The 15073-nt window shown below is 63.9% G+C and carries 12 protein-coding genes; 4 read left to right on the top strand and 8 right to left on the bottom strand.

What is annotated here, in order from left to right; all coding sequences use genetic code 11:
- Positions 1–23: 23 nt before the first annotated feature.
- From topA to fadB, 4 genes are all read right to left on the bottom strand, one after another.
- Positions 24–2630 carry a type I DNA topoisomerase gene (gene topA / locus GJV37_RS04925; protein ID WP_024766855.1) on the bottom strand — a complete coding sequence of 869 codons (2607 nt, stop codon included), beginning with the start codon at positions 2628–2630 and terminating at the stop codon, positions 24–26.
- Positions 2631–2722: 92 nt separating this feature from the next.
- Positions 2723–2986 (bottom strand): DUF1653 domain-containing protein, encoded by a 264-nt coding sequence (locus GJV37_RS04920; protein WP_024766854.1) that lies wholly within the window; start codon positions 2984–2986, stop codon positions 2723–2725.
- Positions 2987–3109: 123 nt separating this feature from the next.
- A complete protein-coding gene (fadA, locus tag GJV37_RS04915) occupies positions 3110–4285 on the bottom strand; it encodes an acetyl-CoA C-acyltransferase FadA (protein WP_024766853.1) in 1176 nt (391 codons plus the stop codon).
- Positions 4286–4315: 30 nt separating this feature from the next.
- Complete coding sequence (fadB, locus tag GJV37_RS04910; RefSeq protein WP_024766852.1) at positions 4316–6463, bottom strand: fatty acid oxidation complex subunit alpha FadB; 2148 nt, start codon at positions 6461–6463, stop codon at positions 4316–4318.
- Positions 6464–6938: 475 nt separating this feature from the next.
- Here fadB and GJV37_RS04905 point away from each other — a divergent pair, with 475 nt between their 5' ends.
- Positions 6939–7745 (top strand): hypothetical protein, encoded by an 807-nt coding sequence (locus GJV37_RS04905; protein ID WP_170858375.1) that lies wholly within the window; start codon positions 6939–6941, stop codon positions 7743–7745.
- A gap of 5 nt (positions 7746–7750) precedes the next feature.
- Here GJV37_RS04905 and GJV37_RS04900 read toward each other — a convergent pair whose 3' ends face one another.
- The gene (locus GJV37_RS04900; RefSeq protein ID WP_170858374.1) at positions 7751–8185 is read right to left on the bottom strand and encodes a hypothetical protein; all 435 of its coding nucleotides are present in this window, start codon (positions 8183–8185) and stop codon (positions 7751–7753) included.
- An 81-nt stretch (positions 8186–8266) separates the two neighbouring features.
- Here GJV37_RS04900 and GJV37_RS04895 point away from each other — a divergent pair, with 81 nt between their 5' ends.
- Complete coding sequence (locus GJV37_RS04895) at positions 8267–8707, top strand: universal stress protein (RefSeq protein WP_024766849.1); 441 nt, start codon at positions 8267–8269, stop codon at positions 8705–8707.
- A gap of 45 nt (positions 8708–8752) precedes the next feature.
- Here GJV37_RS04895 and GJV37_RS04890 read toward each other — a convergent pair whose 3' ends face one another.
- Both GJV37_RS04890 and GJV37_RS04885 read right to left on the bottom strand, forming a co-directional pair.
- A complete protein-coding gene (locus GJV37_RS04890; protein ID WP_024766848.1) occupies positions 8753–9439 on the bottom strand; it encodes a DUF6901 family protein in 687 nt (228 codons plus the stop codon).
- Positions 9440–9501: 62 nt separating this feature from the next.
- Positions 9502–11412, bottom strand: coding sequence for an ATP-binding cassette domain-containing protein (locus GJV37_RS04885; protein WP_084357388.1), 1911 nt, complete (start codon positions 11410–11412; stop codon positions 9502–9504).
- A gap of 207 nt (positions 11413–11619) precedes the next feature.
- On the opposite strand from GJV37_RS04885, the gene GJV37_RS04880 reads away from it, so the two are divergent.
- On the top strand, positions 11620–13545 hold the full coding sequence (locus GJV37_RS04880) for a transglycosylase SLT domain-containing protein (protein ID WP_170858373.1): 1926 nt from the start codon (positions 11620–11622) through the stop codon (positions 13543–13545).
- 64 nt (positions 13546–13609) lie between these two features.
- Complete coding sequence (locus GJV37_RS04875) at positions 13610–13990, top strand: lysozyme inhibitor LprI family protein (RefSeq protein ID WP_024766845.1); 381 nt, start codon at positions 13610–13612, stop codon at positions 13988–13990.
- A 171-nt stretch (positions 13991–14161) separates the two neighbouring features.
- On the opposite strand, the gene GJV37_RS04870 is transcribed toward GJV37_RS04875, so the two are convergent.
- On the bottom strand, positions 14162–14971 hold the full coding sequence (locus tag GJV37_RS04870) for an MOSC domain-containing protein (protein WP_170858372.1): 810 nt from the start codon (positions 14969–14971) through the stop codon (positions 14162–14164).
- Positions 14972–15073: the final 102 nt, after the last annotated feature.

The following is a 15073-nucleotide window of genomic DNA, read 5'->3' as shown; positions in this document are numbered from 1 at the left end:
GCCTCAGCGGGGCGCGCCTTCCATCAGCGCTTGTCTTCGACCTTCCACTTGCCGCCGTCGAAGAAGGCACGCCAGCCGGTGGGCTTGCCGTCGACTTCGGACTGCACGTACTGCTCCTTGGTCTTGCGGCTGAAGCGGATCACCGCCGGGCGGCCATCCGGATCTTTTGCCGGCGCGGCGAGCAGGAAGTGGTACTTCGGATCCAGCTCTTCCTTGTGCGGAATCAGCTCGGCCACCAGCGGAGCACGGGTCTCGCGATTCTTCGGGAACTGGCTGGCGGCCAGGAACAGGCCAGAAGCGCCGTCACGCAGTACGTAGATGTCGTCGACCTTCTCGCACTTGAGTTCCGGCATGCGGATGGCATCCATCTTCGGCGGTGCAGGCTCGCCATTCTTCAGCAGCTTGCGGGTGTTCTTACAAGTCGGGTTGGTGCAGCCGAAGAACTTGCCGAAGCGGCCGGTCTTGAGCTGCATCTCGCTGCCGCACTTGTCGCATTCCAGGCTCGGGCCTTCGTAACCCTTGATGCGGTACTGCCCCTCTTCGATCTCGTAGCCGGCGCAATCCGGGTTGTTACCACAGATGTGCAGCTTGCGCTTCTCGTCGACCAGATAGGCATCCATCGCGGTGCTGCAGATCGGGCAGCGATGCTTGCCACGCAGCACGCGGGACTCGGACTCGCCCTCGTCATCCGCGGCAATCTCGTCGCCTGGGATCAGGTTCACGGTCGCCTTGCAGCGCTCCTTGGGTGGCAGGCTGTAGCCGGAGCAGCCGAGGAACACACCGGTGGAGGCGGTACGGATCATCATCGGGCGGCCGCACTCGCGGCAGGGGATGTCGGTCAGGGTCGGCTGATTGGCGCGCATGCCGTCGTTGGCGGCCTCGGCCAGGTCGAGCTTCTTGCGGAAGTCGCCGTAGAACTCGTCCAGCACATTCTTCCAGTCGCGCTCGCCCTGGGCCACGTCATCGAGGTTCTCTTCCATGCCGGCGGTGAAGCCGTAGTCCATCAGATTGGAGAAGCTCTCGTTGAGGCGGTCGGTGACGATGTCGCCCATCTTTTCCGCGTAGAAGCGGCGGTTATGGGTGGTGACGTAGCCGCGCTCCTGGATGGTGGAGATGATCGCCGCGTAGGTGGACGGGCGACCGATGCCGCGCTTTTCCAGTTCCTTGACCAGGCTGGCTTCGGAGAAGCGCGCCGGCGGCTTGGTGAAGTGCTGGCTCGGGTCGAGCTTGAGCAGCTTCATCGCATCGCCCTGGTTCATGACCGGCAGGACGTCGTCCTCGCCCGGCTTGCTCTGCTGCGGCAGCACCTTGGTGTAGCCATCGAACTTGAGGATGCGGCCCTTGGCACGCAGCTCGAAGTCACCGGCAGCGGCGCTGACGGTGGTGGACAGGTACTCGGCCGGCGGCATCTGGCAGGCCACGAACTGGCGCCAGATCAGGTCGTACAGGCGCTCGGCGTCGCGCTCCATGCCCGACAGCTGGGTCGGACGCAGGTTGACGTCGGAAGGACGAATCGCTTCGTGCGCTTCCTGGGCGCCTTCCTTGCTGGAGTAGAAGTTCGGCTTGGCCGGCAGGTACTTCTTGCCGAACTCGCTGTCGATGAAGCCGCGCACCATGTCGATGGCGTCGGCCGACAGGTTGGTCGAGTCGGTACGCATATAAGTGATGTAGCCGGCTTCGTAGAGACGCTGGGCCATCATCATGGTCTTCTTCACACCGAAGCCCAGGCGATTGCTCGCCGCCTGCTGCAGAGTGGAAGTGATGAACGGGGCCGAGGGCTTGCTGGAGGTCGGCTTGTCCTCGCGCTTGGCGATGCTGTAGCTGGAAGCCTTGAGCTTCTCCAGGGCGGCCATGGCCTGCGCTTCATTGAGCGGTTTGAAGGCTTCGCCCTTCTCGCGCACCACCTCGAAGCGGACCTTGTCGTTCTTCGGCGTGCCGAGGTCGGCATGCACTTCCCAGTACTCTTCCGGGACAAAGGCGCGGATCTCGCGCTCGCGCTCCACCACCAGCTTCACCGCCACCGACTGCACACGGCCGGCGGACAGGCCGCGGGCGATCTTCGCCCACAGCAGCGGAGAGACCATGTAGCCCACCACGCGGTCGAGGAAGCGGCGCGCCTGCTGGGCATTCACGCGGTTGATATCCAGCTCGCCGGGCTGGGAGAAGGCCTCCTGGATGGCCTTCTTGGTGATTTCGTTGAAGACCACGCGCTTGTAGCGCGAGTCGTCGCCGCCGATGGCCTCGCGTAGGTGCCAGGCAATGGCCTCCCCTTCGCGGTCCAAGTCGGTTGCGAGATAGATGGTGTCGGCGTCCTTGGCCAGGCGGCGCAGCTCCTCGATCACCTTTTCCTTGCCGGGCAGGATCTCGTACTTGGCCTTCCAGCCGTGCTCCGGGTCGACGCCCATGCGGGTGACGAGCTGGCGCTTGGCCTTCTCCTTCGGCGACAGGGCCGGCGCTTCGGAAGCGGTCTTGCGCGCTTTCGCCGCAGGCTCCTTCGACGCGGACGAGCCGCTGGTGGGCAGGTCGCGGATGTGGCCGATGCTCGACTTCACCACGTACTGGTTGCCCAGGTACTTGTTGATGGTCTTGGCCTTGGCCGGTGATTCCACGATGACCAGCGATTTACCCATGGATCGGAAGATTCCTGCGTCGAAAAGATGAATTTACAAGGAGGGAGGCGCTTGGAGCGGCACCGCTATATATAGTGGCGGTCGCGCCAAGGTCAAGCTTGGGTTTCGCCGGACGGGCCGGTCTGGAGACCCAACGGATCATCTTCGGCGCTGATCAGAGCGAATCGAGGAACCTTCTCGCCATCCACTTCCACCGCCTCGGTGAACATGCTCAGCGGGCGTACCCAGAGGCCGAATTCGCCGTACAGCGCCTGGTAGATCACCAGGTCTTCCTCGGTCTCCGAATGCCGGGCGACGCCGAGCACGCGGTACTGCTGTCCCTTGTAGTGTCGATACAATCCGGGCTGCAAATGCATGTCGGTTCTCCCTCCGCCGGCCAAAAGGCGGCGATTGTGCTGATTGCGCGGCCGCCGGGCAATCCCCACCCGACAAAAACGAAAGCCGGGGCACAAGGCCCCGGCTCTCCCATCCACGAAAGCTTAGACGCGTTCGAAGACGGTGGTGATGCCCTGACCGAGGCCCACGCACATGGTGGACACGCCCAGGGTGCCACTGTTCTGCTTCATCACGTTCAGCAGGGTGCCGGAGATACGCGCACCGGAGCAGCCGAACGGGTGACCCAGGGCGATGGCGCCGCCGTGCAGGTTGACCTTCTCGTCCATCTTGTCGAGGATCTTGAGGTCCTTCAGCACCGGCAGGGCCTGTGCGGCGAAGGCTTCGTTGAGCTCGAAGAAGTCGATGTCGTTGATGGTCAGGCCGGCGCGCTTGAGCGCCTTGTTGGTCGACGGAACCGGGCCGTAGCCCATGATCGCCGGATCAACGCCCGCCACGGCCATGGCGCGAACCACGGCCATCGGCTGCACACCCAGGTCCTGGGCGCGCTGGGCGCTCATGACGATCATGCAGGAAGCGCCGTCGGTGATCTGCGAGGAAGTACCCGCGGTCACGGTGCCGCCCTTGGGGTTGAACGCCGGTTTCAGGGCGGCCAGGCTTTCCAGGGTGGTTTCCGGACGGATGGTTTCGTCGAAGTCGAAGATCTTCAGGAAGCCGTTCTCGTCGTAGCCTTCCATCGGAATGATTTCGTCTTTGAACTTGCCTTCCTGGGTCGCTTTCCAGGCCAGCTGGTGCGAACGCACGCCGAACTTGTCCTGCGCCTCGCGGGTGATGCCGTGCATCTTGCCCAGCATCTCGGCGGTCAGGCCCATCATGCCCGACGCCTTGGCGGCGTACAGGGACATGTGCGGGTTCGGATCGACGCCGTGCATCATGCCGACGTGGCCCATGTGCTCCACGCCGCCGATGACGAAGACGTCACCGTTGCCGGTCTGGATCGCCTGCACGGCGGTGTGCAGGGCGCTCATGGACGAACCGCACAGGCGGCTGACGGTCTGGCCGGCGCTGGTGTGCGGGATCTGGGTCATCAGCGACGCCATGCGCGCGATGTTCCAGCCCTGCTCCAGGGTCTGGTTCACGCAGCCCCAGATCACGTCCTCGACTTCCGCCGGGTCGATCTTCGGGTTGCGCGCAAGCACGCTGCTGATCAGGTGCGCGGACATGTTCTCCGCGCGGGTGTTGCGGTGCATGCCACCCTTCGAACGGCCCATCGGGGTGCGGCCGAAGTCGACAATGACGGCGTCTCTCGGATTCAGGCTCATAAATTCACTCTCGCTCTATTCGTTGCGCACTCAACCGAAGAACTTCTGGCCGTTCTTGGCCATTTCACGCAGCTTCGCGGTCGGGTGGTACAGCGCACCCAGGTCGGCGTACTTGTCGGCCAGTGCGACGAATTCGGCCACGCCTATGGAGTCGATGTAACGCAGGGCACCGCCACGGAAGGGAGGGAAGCCGATGCCGTAGATCAGGCCCATGTCGGCCTCGGCAGCGGTCTCGACGATGCCGTCTTCCAGGCAGCGCACGGTTTCCAGGCACAGCGGGATCATCATGTAGTTGATGATGTCCTCGTCGCTCAGCTCGCGCTGTTCGGTGACGATGGACTTCAGCAGCTCATAAGCCTGCGGGTCGGTGACTTTCTTCGGCTTGCCGCGCTTGTCGGTCTCGTAGGCGTAGAAGCCCTTGCCGTTCTTCTGGCCCAGACGGTTGGCGTCGTACATCACGTCGACGGCGGTCTTGCCTTCCACGGCCATGCGGTCCGGGAAGCCTTCAGCCATCACGTCACGGCCATGGTGGCCGGTGTCGATGCCGACCACGTCGGACAGATAGGCCGGGCCCATGGGCCAGCCGAACTTCTCCATGATCTTGTCGATGCGCACGAAGTCCACACCGAAGCCCAGCAGCTTGGAGAAGCCGCCGAAGTACGGGAACAGCACGCGGTTGACCAGGAAGCCGGGGCAGTCATTCACCACGATGGGGTTCTTGCCCATCTTCTTGGCGTAGGCCACGGTGGTGGCGACGGCGACGTCGCTGGACTTCTCGCCACGGATGACTTCTACCAGCGGCATCATGTGCACCGGGTTGAAGAAGTGCATGCCGACGAAGTTTTCCGGACGCTTGAGCGCCTTGGCCAGCAGGTTGATGGAGATGGTGGAGGTGTTCGACGCGAGGATCGCGTCTTCCTTCACTACGCCTTCAACTTCAGCCAGAACGATCTGCTTGACCTTCGGATTCTCGACCACGGCTTCGACAACGATGTCGACGTTGCCGAAGTCGCCGTAGGACATGGTCGGGCGAATGGCGTTCAGTGCCTCGGCCATTTTCGCCGGGGTCATGCGGCCTTTCTCGACGCGCTTGCCCAGCAGCTTCGAGGCCTCGTTCAGACCCATCTGGATACCCTCTTCGCGGATATCCTTCATCAGGATCGGAGTGCCCTTGGAAGCGGACTGGTAGGCGATGCCGCCGCCCATGATGCCGGCGCCCAGTACGGCGGCCAGTTTCACGTCCTTGGCGATCTCGTCGTACTGCTTGGCCTTCTTCTTCAGATCCTGGTCGTTCAGGAACAGGCCGATCAGGCTCTGCGCAACCGAAGTCTTGGCCAGCTTCACGAAGCCCTGGGCTTCGATTTCCAGCGCCTTGTCACGACCGAAGTTGGCGGCTTTCTGGATCGACTTGATCGCTTCAACCGGAGCCGGGTAGTTCGGGCCGGCCTGGCCAGCAACGAAGCCCTTGGCGGTCTCGAAGGCCATCATCTGCTCGATGGCGTTCAGCTTGAGCTTTTCCAGCTTCGGCTGACGGCGGGCCTTGTGGTCCAGCTCGCCGGCGATGGCGCGCTTGACCAGGTCCAGAGCAGCGGCTTGCAGCTGCTCGGGAGCCACGACGGCATCGACGGCGCCGACTTTCAGCGCGTCTTCAGCCTTGTTTTCCTTGCCCGAGGCAATCCACTCGACCGCGTTGTCGCAGCCGATGATGCGCGGCAGGCGAACGGTGCCGCCGAAGCCCGGGTAGATACCCAGTTTCACTTCCGGCAGGCCGACCTTGGCGGTGGCGCTCATGACACGGAAGTCGGCCGCCAGGCACATTTCCAGACCGCCGCCCAGGGCGATGCCGTTGATCGCGGCTACGGTCGGAACGTTGAGGTCTTCGAAGTCGCTGAAGATCTTGTTGGCTTCGAGGTTGCCGGCCAGCAGCTCTTCGTCAGGCAGCTTGAAGTTGTCGACGAACTCGGTGATGTCGGCGCCGACGATGAACACGCCTTTGCCGCTGGTCACGATCACGCCCTTGACGGACGCATCGGCCTTGATGGTATCGACTGCTTGGCGCAGTTCATTCAGGGTGAGTCGGTTGAACTTGTTGACGGACTCGCCCTTGAGGTCGAAATTCAGTTCGACGATGCCGCTCTCAAGAGCCTTAACCGTGATGGCTTTACCTTGGTAAATCATCAACTGATCTCCACGCTAGGGAAGCTTGAAATCACACGTCGGACACCGTGTATCGGGACGGCCCGGCAGTCGCCGAGGATAGTCCCAAAGCTTGCGGCACACCCGCCGACGCGATAGCCGGGGCGTTCTGATAGAGTCACTGCGCAGGGCAAACGCTCGATTCATACGCCCGTTTGATTTGGGTGCGCCCACCTTCTAGCAAAAGCCAATGCTTGTCAATCGGCGAGACGTAACAGTCGCAAAGCGGCCGGGGCGTCTGGGCCGGAGCATTCAGCGCAGTCCTGATACCCCATTCATCACGCCTATCATGACAATCGCTACCTGGCACCACCGTCCCGACAGCCACTGTTCAAACCCCATGGCCCGCGCTAGAGTCGGGCGCAATGGCGATCTGCCTCCTGCCAACACTGGCGGACGCCTGGAACCTGTGCAAAACAAAACAACAAGAAGCCCATGGCTCCAAGGAGTTGGAACGATGTCCAGCCGTTCGCTCGTGCGTCTGCTGTCCGCGCTCGCGCTCACCACCCTGCCCCTCATCGCTGCCGCCGATACCGCCAGCGACCTGCTCAACATCCACCAGACGCGCCTGGCCGCCCAGCGCAGCCTCGGCGATTTCTTCATGTTCAACGCGATGGAAGGCGACCAGAAGTACGCCAAGATGGTCGACGCCTCGTCGCAAAGCGCGACTGACGCTCTGGGCAAGCTGGGGGAAATGCCCGGCAACGAATCGAAGAAGCTCAGAAGCGAGCTGCAGGATGAATGGAAAGCCTACGCGGCTCAGTTGCACACCCTCACCGGCGCACTGGACAAGAGCGGCTACACCGACCTGCAACCGGTGGCCGACCTCGCCGCACAGAACCGCAAGCTGCTGGACACCGCCGAGCAGCTCTACGCGAAGATCCAGGAAGAAAGCGGCAGCAAGGTCCCGCCGCTGACCCAGCAGACCCGTGAGCAGAGCCTGCTGATGCAGGACATCGCGGTGGACTACGCCTCACGCAATGCCTCGGTGGGCGCCAGCTTCTTCGGCGGCGGCGAGGAACGCCCGCTGGACGACCTCGCCAACCGCTTCGCGATCAACCTGGTGAAGCTGCAGCAGGCGCCGCAGACCACGCCGGAGATCGGCCAGGAGCTGCGCGGCGTGGCGATCAAGTGGCGCTACATCGAAAAATCGCTGCAGAACTACAACCAGAACAGCGTGCCGTTCCTGATCAACAAGTACTCCGACCGCATCATTGAAGACCTGGAGAAGGTCTCCGGCCTTTATGCCGCGCAGCAGAGCTGATCGAATCAGGCATGCTGCCTGAGGAAGGTCGCGACACGCTCGAGATCGCTGCTGTCACCCCGCTCGCCCCAGTACAACGCCAGGAACTGCGGCGTGGCCTCGACCATGTAGACATCCTTCGGCAGGCTGGCCAGCGCCTGGGCCAGCTCGACCGGGGCACTCGCCTCGCGCCAGCGGTCCAGCCAGACACCCGGCTCGCTCTGCCAGTAGCACCAGACATCGCGGTTCCTGCCGCGCGCGCGGTGGTACTGGGCGCACTGGCGCGGCGGCTGCCGTTCCAGCCAGTGCGGCCAGTCCTGCTGCACCATCTGCATGGCCAGGCCCAGGCGTCGCGCCTGCAGGCGCAAGTCCATCTGCCCGCGCTGGCCGCGCGAAGGAATCAGCCAGGTCAGGGGGCTGAGCACCAATGCGATAAGAAGAATTACCATCCACGTGGTCATATCGGGTATACCGGTCAAACAGGTCAAGCACGGCCGTTAGGGCCATACTGATAATTATCGAGTCCCCCGGAGGAGACGCTCATGCCCTACCAACACATTCTGGTCGCCGTCGACCTTACCGAAGAATGCGACCCGGTGATGAAACGGGCGGTCGCGCTGGCCAAGGCCAATGATGCCCGGCTCTCGGCGGTGCATGTGGTCGAGCCCATGGCCATGGCCTTCGGTGGCGACGTGCCGATGGACCTGTCGATGCTGCAACAGCAACAGTTCGACCAGGCCAAGGAGCGCCTGCACCAGTTCACCCTGACCTACGCCGAAATCACCAGTTCCCAGTGCCACCTGGTCTACGGCCAGCCACGCCAGGAAATCCACCGCCTTGCCGATGAACAGGACTGCGACCTGATCGTCGTCGGCAGCCACGGCCGCCACGGTCTAGCCCTGCTGCTGGGCTCTACCGCCAACGACGTGCTGCACGGTGCGCCCTGCGACGTTCTCGCCGTGCGCCTGCAGAAAACCAGCTGAACCAGCTCAAGGTGAGACAGCGGGCCCTGCGGGGCCCGCTTCGTTTCAAGCCCCGAGCATGTCCCCGCTCATCAGCAGTGGTCGCACCTTCTGCAACTGTGCCTCGAGCGAATAGCTCATGCTCGACGCCATGGAGAAGAAGCTGAGGAATGCCTTCAGGTTCGAGTCGCCTTCGCAGGTCTCGTGGATGCGCTGCCAGAACGCCTGGTTGACCAGCTGCAACTGCTGGAACTGCTTCACCAGCCCCTTCAGCTCCCAATCCGCATGCCGCCCTTCGCGGAAGTTGAAGTACTGCCGCATCAGGTAGAGCGACACTGCGCGCAGGATGAACTCCTGGTTGCTGGCGAACGGAAGGTGCTGCTGCGCCATGGGCTTGAGTCGGCCCAGCAGCGGACAGGCGCTGGTGGCCATGATCACCCCCAGCAGTGCACGCAGTCCCTCTTCCAGCCCCGCATGCTTGATGTATTCCCGCTCGGGCGTACGGACCTGCACCGAGACCTTCTTGAAAGCCGGCAAACCACGAAAGTCCTCGATCACCCGGTGCAGATCCACCGCCGCCGGGCAGTGGCTGTATTGCGCCGTACTCAGCGGGCAATTGCTACAGCGGTTGTTCTCCAGGCGCGTCCAGCGCGGCGCCTGGGCGGCTATCTGCGGATCGTACTGGCGCTCCAGCTCGATGCGGTAACTGAACTCGTGCTCATCATCCAGGGTGATGCGGTACTCGATTGCCATTCGGCCATTCCTAGCAGTCTTTGATCAGCGATATGCACGGGCACATCGCCGGACCGACCGGATTATTCTTCCAGTTCGGCCCAGCGCTCGATCAGCCGGTCCAGCTCTTCCTGCAGGGAGCTCAGGCGCGCCAGGGCGGCCTGGGTTTCGCCCTGCGGGCGCTGGTAGAAATCCGGCGACGCGGTTTCTTCCTGCAACGCTGCCATCTCGCTTTCCAGGGCCTCGATCTGCCCGGGGATGGCTTCCAGCTCGCGCTGCAATTTGTAACTGAGTTTCTTCTTCGGCGCGGCTTCCGCCGGCGCACTGACAGCCACCGGCTGCTCGGCAACGGGGGCAGCAGCGGGCTTGTCACCCTTCTCTTCACCTACACCGAGCAACTTGGGCGAACCGCCCTGGCGCAGCCAGTCCTGGTAGCCGCCGACGAATTCGCGCACGCGACCTTCACCTTCGAACACCAGGGTGCTGGTGACCACATTGTCGAGGAAGGCTCGGTCGTGGCTGACCATCAGTACGGTGCCGTCGAAGGTCAGCAGCACTTCTTCGAGCAGCTCCAGGGTTTCCACGTCCAGGTCGTTGGTCGGTTCGTCCAGCACCAGCAGGTTGGCCGGCTTGCTGAACAGCTTCGCCAGCAACAGGCGTGCCCGCTCGCCTCCGGAGAGCGCCTTCACCGGAGTGCGGGCGCGCTGGGGGGAGAACAGGAAGTCGCCCAGGTAGCTGAGAACGTGGCGATTCTGCCCGTTGATCGTGATGAATTCGCGACCTTCGGCAATGTTGTCGATAACGGTCTTTTCCGGCTCCAGCTGGTGACGCAACTGGTCGAAATAAGCCACTTCCAGTCGGGTGCCTTCCTTGACGCTGCCGGAAGTCGGCTGCAGGTCGCCCAGCAGCAGCTTGAGCAGGGTGGTCTTGCCGGTGCCGTTGGCGCCCAGCAGGCCGATGCGGTCACCGCGCTGCAGCACCAGGGAGAAATCACGAATCAGCGCCGGGCCGCCCGGGTGGGCGAAGCCGGCGTTCTCGACGACGATGACCTGCTTGCCGGACTTCTCCGCAGTCTCCAGCTGGAAACTGGCCTTGCCCTGGCGCTCACGGCGATCGGCACGCTCGTTGCGCATCGCCTTCAGCGCTCGCACACGGCCCTCGTTACGGGTACGACGGGCCTTGATGCCCTGGCGAATCCACACTTCCTCCTGGGCCAGGCGCTTGTCGAACAGCGCGTTGGCTGCCTCTTCCGCAGCCAATTCCTGCTCTTTATGCACGAGGAAGCTGGCGTAGTCGCCGTTCCAGTCGATCAGGTGGCCGCGATCCAGTTCGAGGATACGGGTGGCCACGGCCTGCAGGAAGGCACGGTCGTGGGTGATGAACAGCACGGCGCCGGGGAAGTCGGCCAGGGCATTTTCCAGCCAGGCGATGGCACCGATGTCCAGGTGGTTGGTCGGCTCGTCCAGCAGCAGCAGGTCGGGCTCGGCCACCAGCGCCTGGGCCAGCAGCACGCGGCGGCGCCAGCCACCGGAGAGCTCGGCGAGGGTCTTGTCGGCCGGCAGTTGCAGGCGCGTCAGTGTGGTGTCCACCAGTTGCCCCAGGCGCCAGCCGTCGCGGGCCTCCAGCTCCTGCTGGACGCGCGCCAGCTTGTTCAGGTCCTCTTCGCTTTCGATGTGCATGCTCAGGTGGTGATAGCGCGCCAGCAGCTCGCCCACCTCGGCCAGACCTTCAGCGACCACGTCGTAGACGGTGCGGTCGTCGGCGCGCGGCAACTCCTGCGGCAGCTCGCCGATCTTCAGCGCCGGGGCGCGCCAGATGTCGCCGTCGTCGGGCTTCTGCTCGCCCTTGACCAGCTTGAGCATGCTCGACTTGCCGGTACCGTTGCGGCCAATGACGCACACCCGCTCACCCCGGGCGATCTGCCAGGACACCTTATCCAGCAGCGGAGTGGTGCCAAAGGCGAGGGACACGTCGGTGAACTTGAGCAGGGTCATTGGGTATCTCCACAAACAGGGCGCGCAGTTTAAGGGAAAGCGCGGAAAAGTCAGAGGGTCGCGCGCAAACTCGCGCGGCGAGACAGGCGTCCGCCTTTGCGCGGTGCATCTGTGGTGGCGCTTTCGCCGCCCTCGCGCAACAGGCTAAGCTACAGGGCAGCGGGCGCGCGCCATCCAGCGCCCACCGATCATCTTCCCGGAAGAGCCATGCGCGGTCGCCTTTTCTCACTGTTCTCCTGCCTGATCCTCAGCCTGTCCGCTTCGACAGCCAATGCAGCGTCCCTGCCCCAGCAGCGCCAGATGTACGACGAGGCGCAGAAGGCACTGGCGCGCAATGACAGCGGCCCGTATTTCCGCTACCAGTCGGCATTGGCCGATTATCCGCTGCAGCCGTACCTGGCCTATGACGAGCTGACCAACCGCCTGAAAAGCGCCAGCAACGCCGAGATCGAGCGCTTCATCGAGCAGCACGGCGACCTGCCGCAGATCAACTGGTTGAAGCTGCGCTGGATGCGCCAGCTGGCCGATCAGGGCGACTGGAACACCTTCGTCCGTTATTACGACCCGAAGATGAACTTCACCGAACTGGACTGTCTCTACGGCCAGTATCAGCTCGGCCATGGCAACAAGGCCGAAGGCTATGCCACCGCCGAGAAGCTCTGGCTGGTCGGCAAGCCGCAGCCCGACGCCTGCGACACTACCTTCGCCATGTGGCAGGCCGATGGCCAGCTCACCGAAGAGAAGGTCTGGAAGCGCCTGAAGCTGGCCGCCGAGAAAGGCAACTACAGCCTCGCCACCGTGCTCTCCAAGCGCCTGCCGACCCTCGGCAGCCAGGGCGCACTGATGGTCAACGTGGCGCAGAACCCCGCGCAGCTGAGCCAGACCACCCGCTTTGGCGCCCGCGACCATGCCACCGCCGACGTCGTCGGCCTGGGTCTGCGCCGCCTGGCCAAGCAGGACCCGGAAAAGGCTATCACCCTGCTGGACTACTACAGTTCGGTGCTGCCCTTCTCCAGCGACGAGAAGGTCTCCATCGCCCGCGAGATCGGCCTGAGCCTGGCGCGCCGCTACGATCCGCGCGCCCTGCCGATGATGGTCAAGTACGACCCGCAACTGCGCGACGACACCGTCACCGAATGGCGCCTGCGCCTGCTGCTGCGCCTGGGCCGCTGGGAAGACGCCTACGAGCTGACCCGCGCGCTGCCGCCGTCGCTGGCCGAGACCAACCGCTGGAAGTACTGGCAGGCGCGCTCGCTGCAACTGGCGCAGCCGCAGAACAAGCAAGCCGTCAGCCTGTACAAGCCGGTGGCCGACGAGCGTGACTTCTATGGCTTCCTCGCCGCCGACCGGATCAATGCACCGTACCAGCTGAACAACCGCCCGGTTTCGCCGGATGCCGGCACCATGCAACGCGTTCGCAATGCGCCGAGTACCCGCCGCGCGCTGGAATTCTACGCCCGTGGCGAGATCATCAACGCCCGCCGCGAGTGGTACCACGCCGCCCGCCACCTGAGCCACGATGAGCTGCTGGCCCAGGCCAAGATCGCCTACGACATGCAGTGGTACTTCCCGGCCATTCGCGCCATCAGCCAGGCCAAGTACTGGGACGACCTGGATATCCGTTTCCCGATGGCCTACCGCAACACCCTGGTGCGCGAGGCGCGCAATCGCGGCCTGCATTCCAGCTGGGTGTTCGCCATCACCCGCCAGGAAAGCGCCTTCATGTCCGATGCGCGCTCTGGCGTCGGCGCCACCGGCCTGATGCAGCTGATGCCGGCCACCGCCAAGGAAACCTCGCGCAAGTTCGGCATCCCGCTGGCCTCGCCGCAGCAACTGATAGTGCCGGATGTGAACATCCAGCTCGGCGCCGCCTACCTGAGCCAGGTTCACGGCCAGTTCAACGGCAACCGCGTGCTCGCCACCGCCGCCTACAACGCCGGCCCCGGCCGCGTAAGGCAATGGCTGAAGGATGCGCGCCACCTGGCCTTCGACGTCTGGGTGGAGACCATTCCGTTCGACGAGACCCGTTCCTACGTGCAGAACGTGCTGTCCTACGCGGTGATCTACGGACAGAAGCTCAATGCGCCACAACCCATCGTCGACTGGCACGAACGCTTCTTCGACGAGCTCTGACACCCTCCACCGCCCGGCACCCGCCGGGCGGTTTTCATTCCCTCAAGGAAAAAAGGAAATTTCCATGCGCAAGACCGTTCTCTCCCTTTCCATGCTTGCCGCAGGCCTGCTCAGCGCCGACCTCGCCCTCGCCGCCTGCGAAAAGCCGCGCAACGCCTTCGACAGCGTGTACTGCCTGAGCACCGAGTACGCCCAGGTCGACCGCGAGCTGAACAATGAATTCGGCACCCTGCGCAAGATGCTCAACGACGGCCAGAAGGCCGCGCTGAAGAAGAGCCAGATCGCCTGGATCAAGGATCGCGATGCCCAGTGCAGCTATGAGCGCGACGGCGGGTACTTCGTCAACCTGCAGTGCGCCGTGGACAAGACCAACGAGCGCCTGGCCGTGCTGCGCGAGCGTGAGCGCGAGTGTCAGAGCACCGGTTGCGTCGACAGCAAGCTGTAAGGCGCTGACGGTGAACAACCGTGAAGGTTGTTCGCCCTGCGGTTACCTGCAGGCGCTAGCTTGCTCGCGAAAAGTTTCCGGCGGCACAGGCGGCAGGCGGGTTCGCGAGCAAGCTCGCTCCTGCACGCTGGGGCCAGGCGCACAACCCTACGCGTGATGTGACTATGCGCCCTACTCCAGAACTTCTACTTCCATACCCACGCGCAGTGTTCCGCTGTTCAGGGCGATCAGATTCTCGCCGAACAGCGCCTCGCCATTGACGTTGCGATAACCCAGTAGCGTGGCCAGCGGTTCACGGGCGGCGTCGCGCTCGCCAGTATGCGGGTCGATGGTGGTGAGGATGCAGCGCGCGCAGGGCTTGGCCACCTTGAAGGCGACGTCGCCGATGCGGATGCGCTTCCAGCCGTCTTCCGCAAACGGTTCGGCGCCAGTGACCACCAGGTTCGGGCGGAAGCGCAGCATCTCCAGCGGGCGGCCAACCTTCGTCGACAGGTCGTCCAGCGAGCCCTGGCCGATCAGCAGCAGCGGGAAGCCATCGGCGAAGTGCACGTGCTCGCCGGGCGAGGCGTAGGCGGTGTCCACCTGCCGCGCACGCTGCTCGGGCATCTGCACCAGGCGCACATCACGCTCGAGGAATGCGCTCAGCCACTGCGCGGCGGCATCGCCGGCATCCGGCACCTGCAGCATGTCACGCCAAATCAGCACGCCACGCAGGTTGTCATCGCGTCCCGGCACTTGCACCAGCAGGTCGTCCATGCCCGGTGCACGCAGGCGCAACGCCTGGAATTCGTCCTGCCAGCGCGCCTCGATACGGCCCATCTGCGGCAGCAGGCGCTGGGTGAGGAAGCGCCCGTTGGCGGAGTCGACCACCATCCAGCGTCGATCCCCTTCCAGGCCCAGGGCGTCCAGGCGAACGGACTCCAGGGGCTCGTAGGCAGTGGATTTGACCGGGTAGCGGTAGAGCTCGCTGAGGGTGTACATCGGAGGCTTCCTTTCGGGCAGGCGAAAGCGACCTTATACGGTGTGGAACGGGCGTCTAGCAATGGGCACTCTCCTGCAGGAGCGGGCTTGCTAGCGAGCAGC

The organism is Pseudomonas nitroreducens (assembly GCF_010994165.1).
GTDB classification, from domain to species: Bacteria; Pseudomonadota; Gammaproteobacteria; order Pseudomonadales; family Pseudomonadaceae; genus Pseudomonas; species Pseudomonas nitroreducens.
This window is presented reverse-complemented; position numbering and strand designations above follow the sequence as displayed.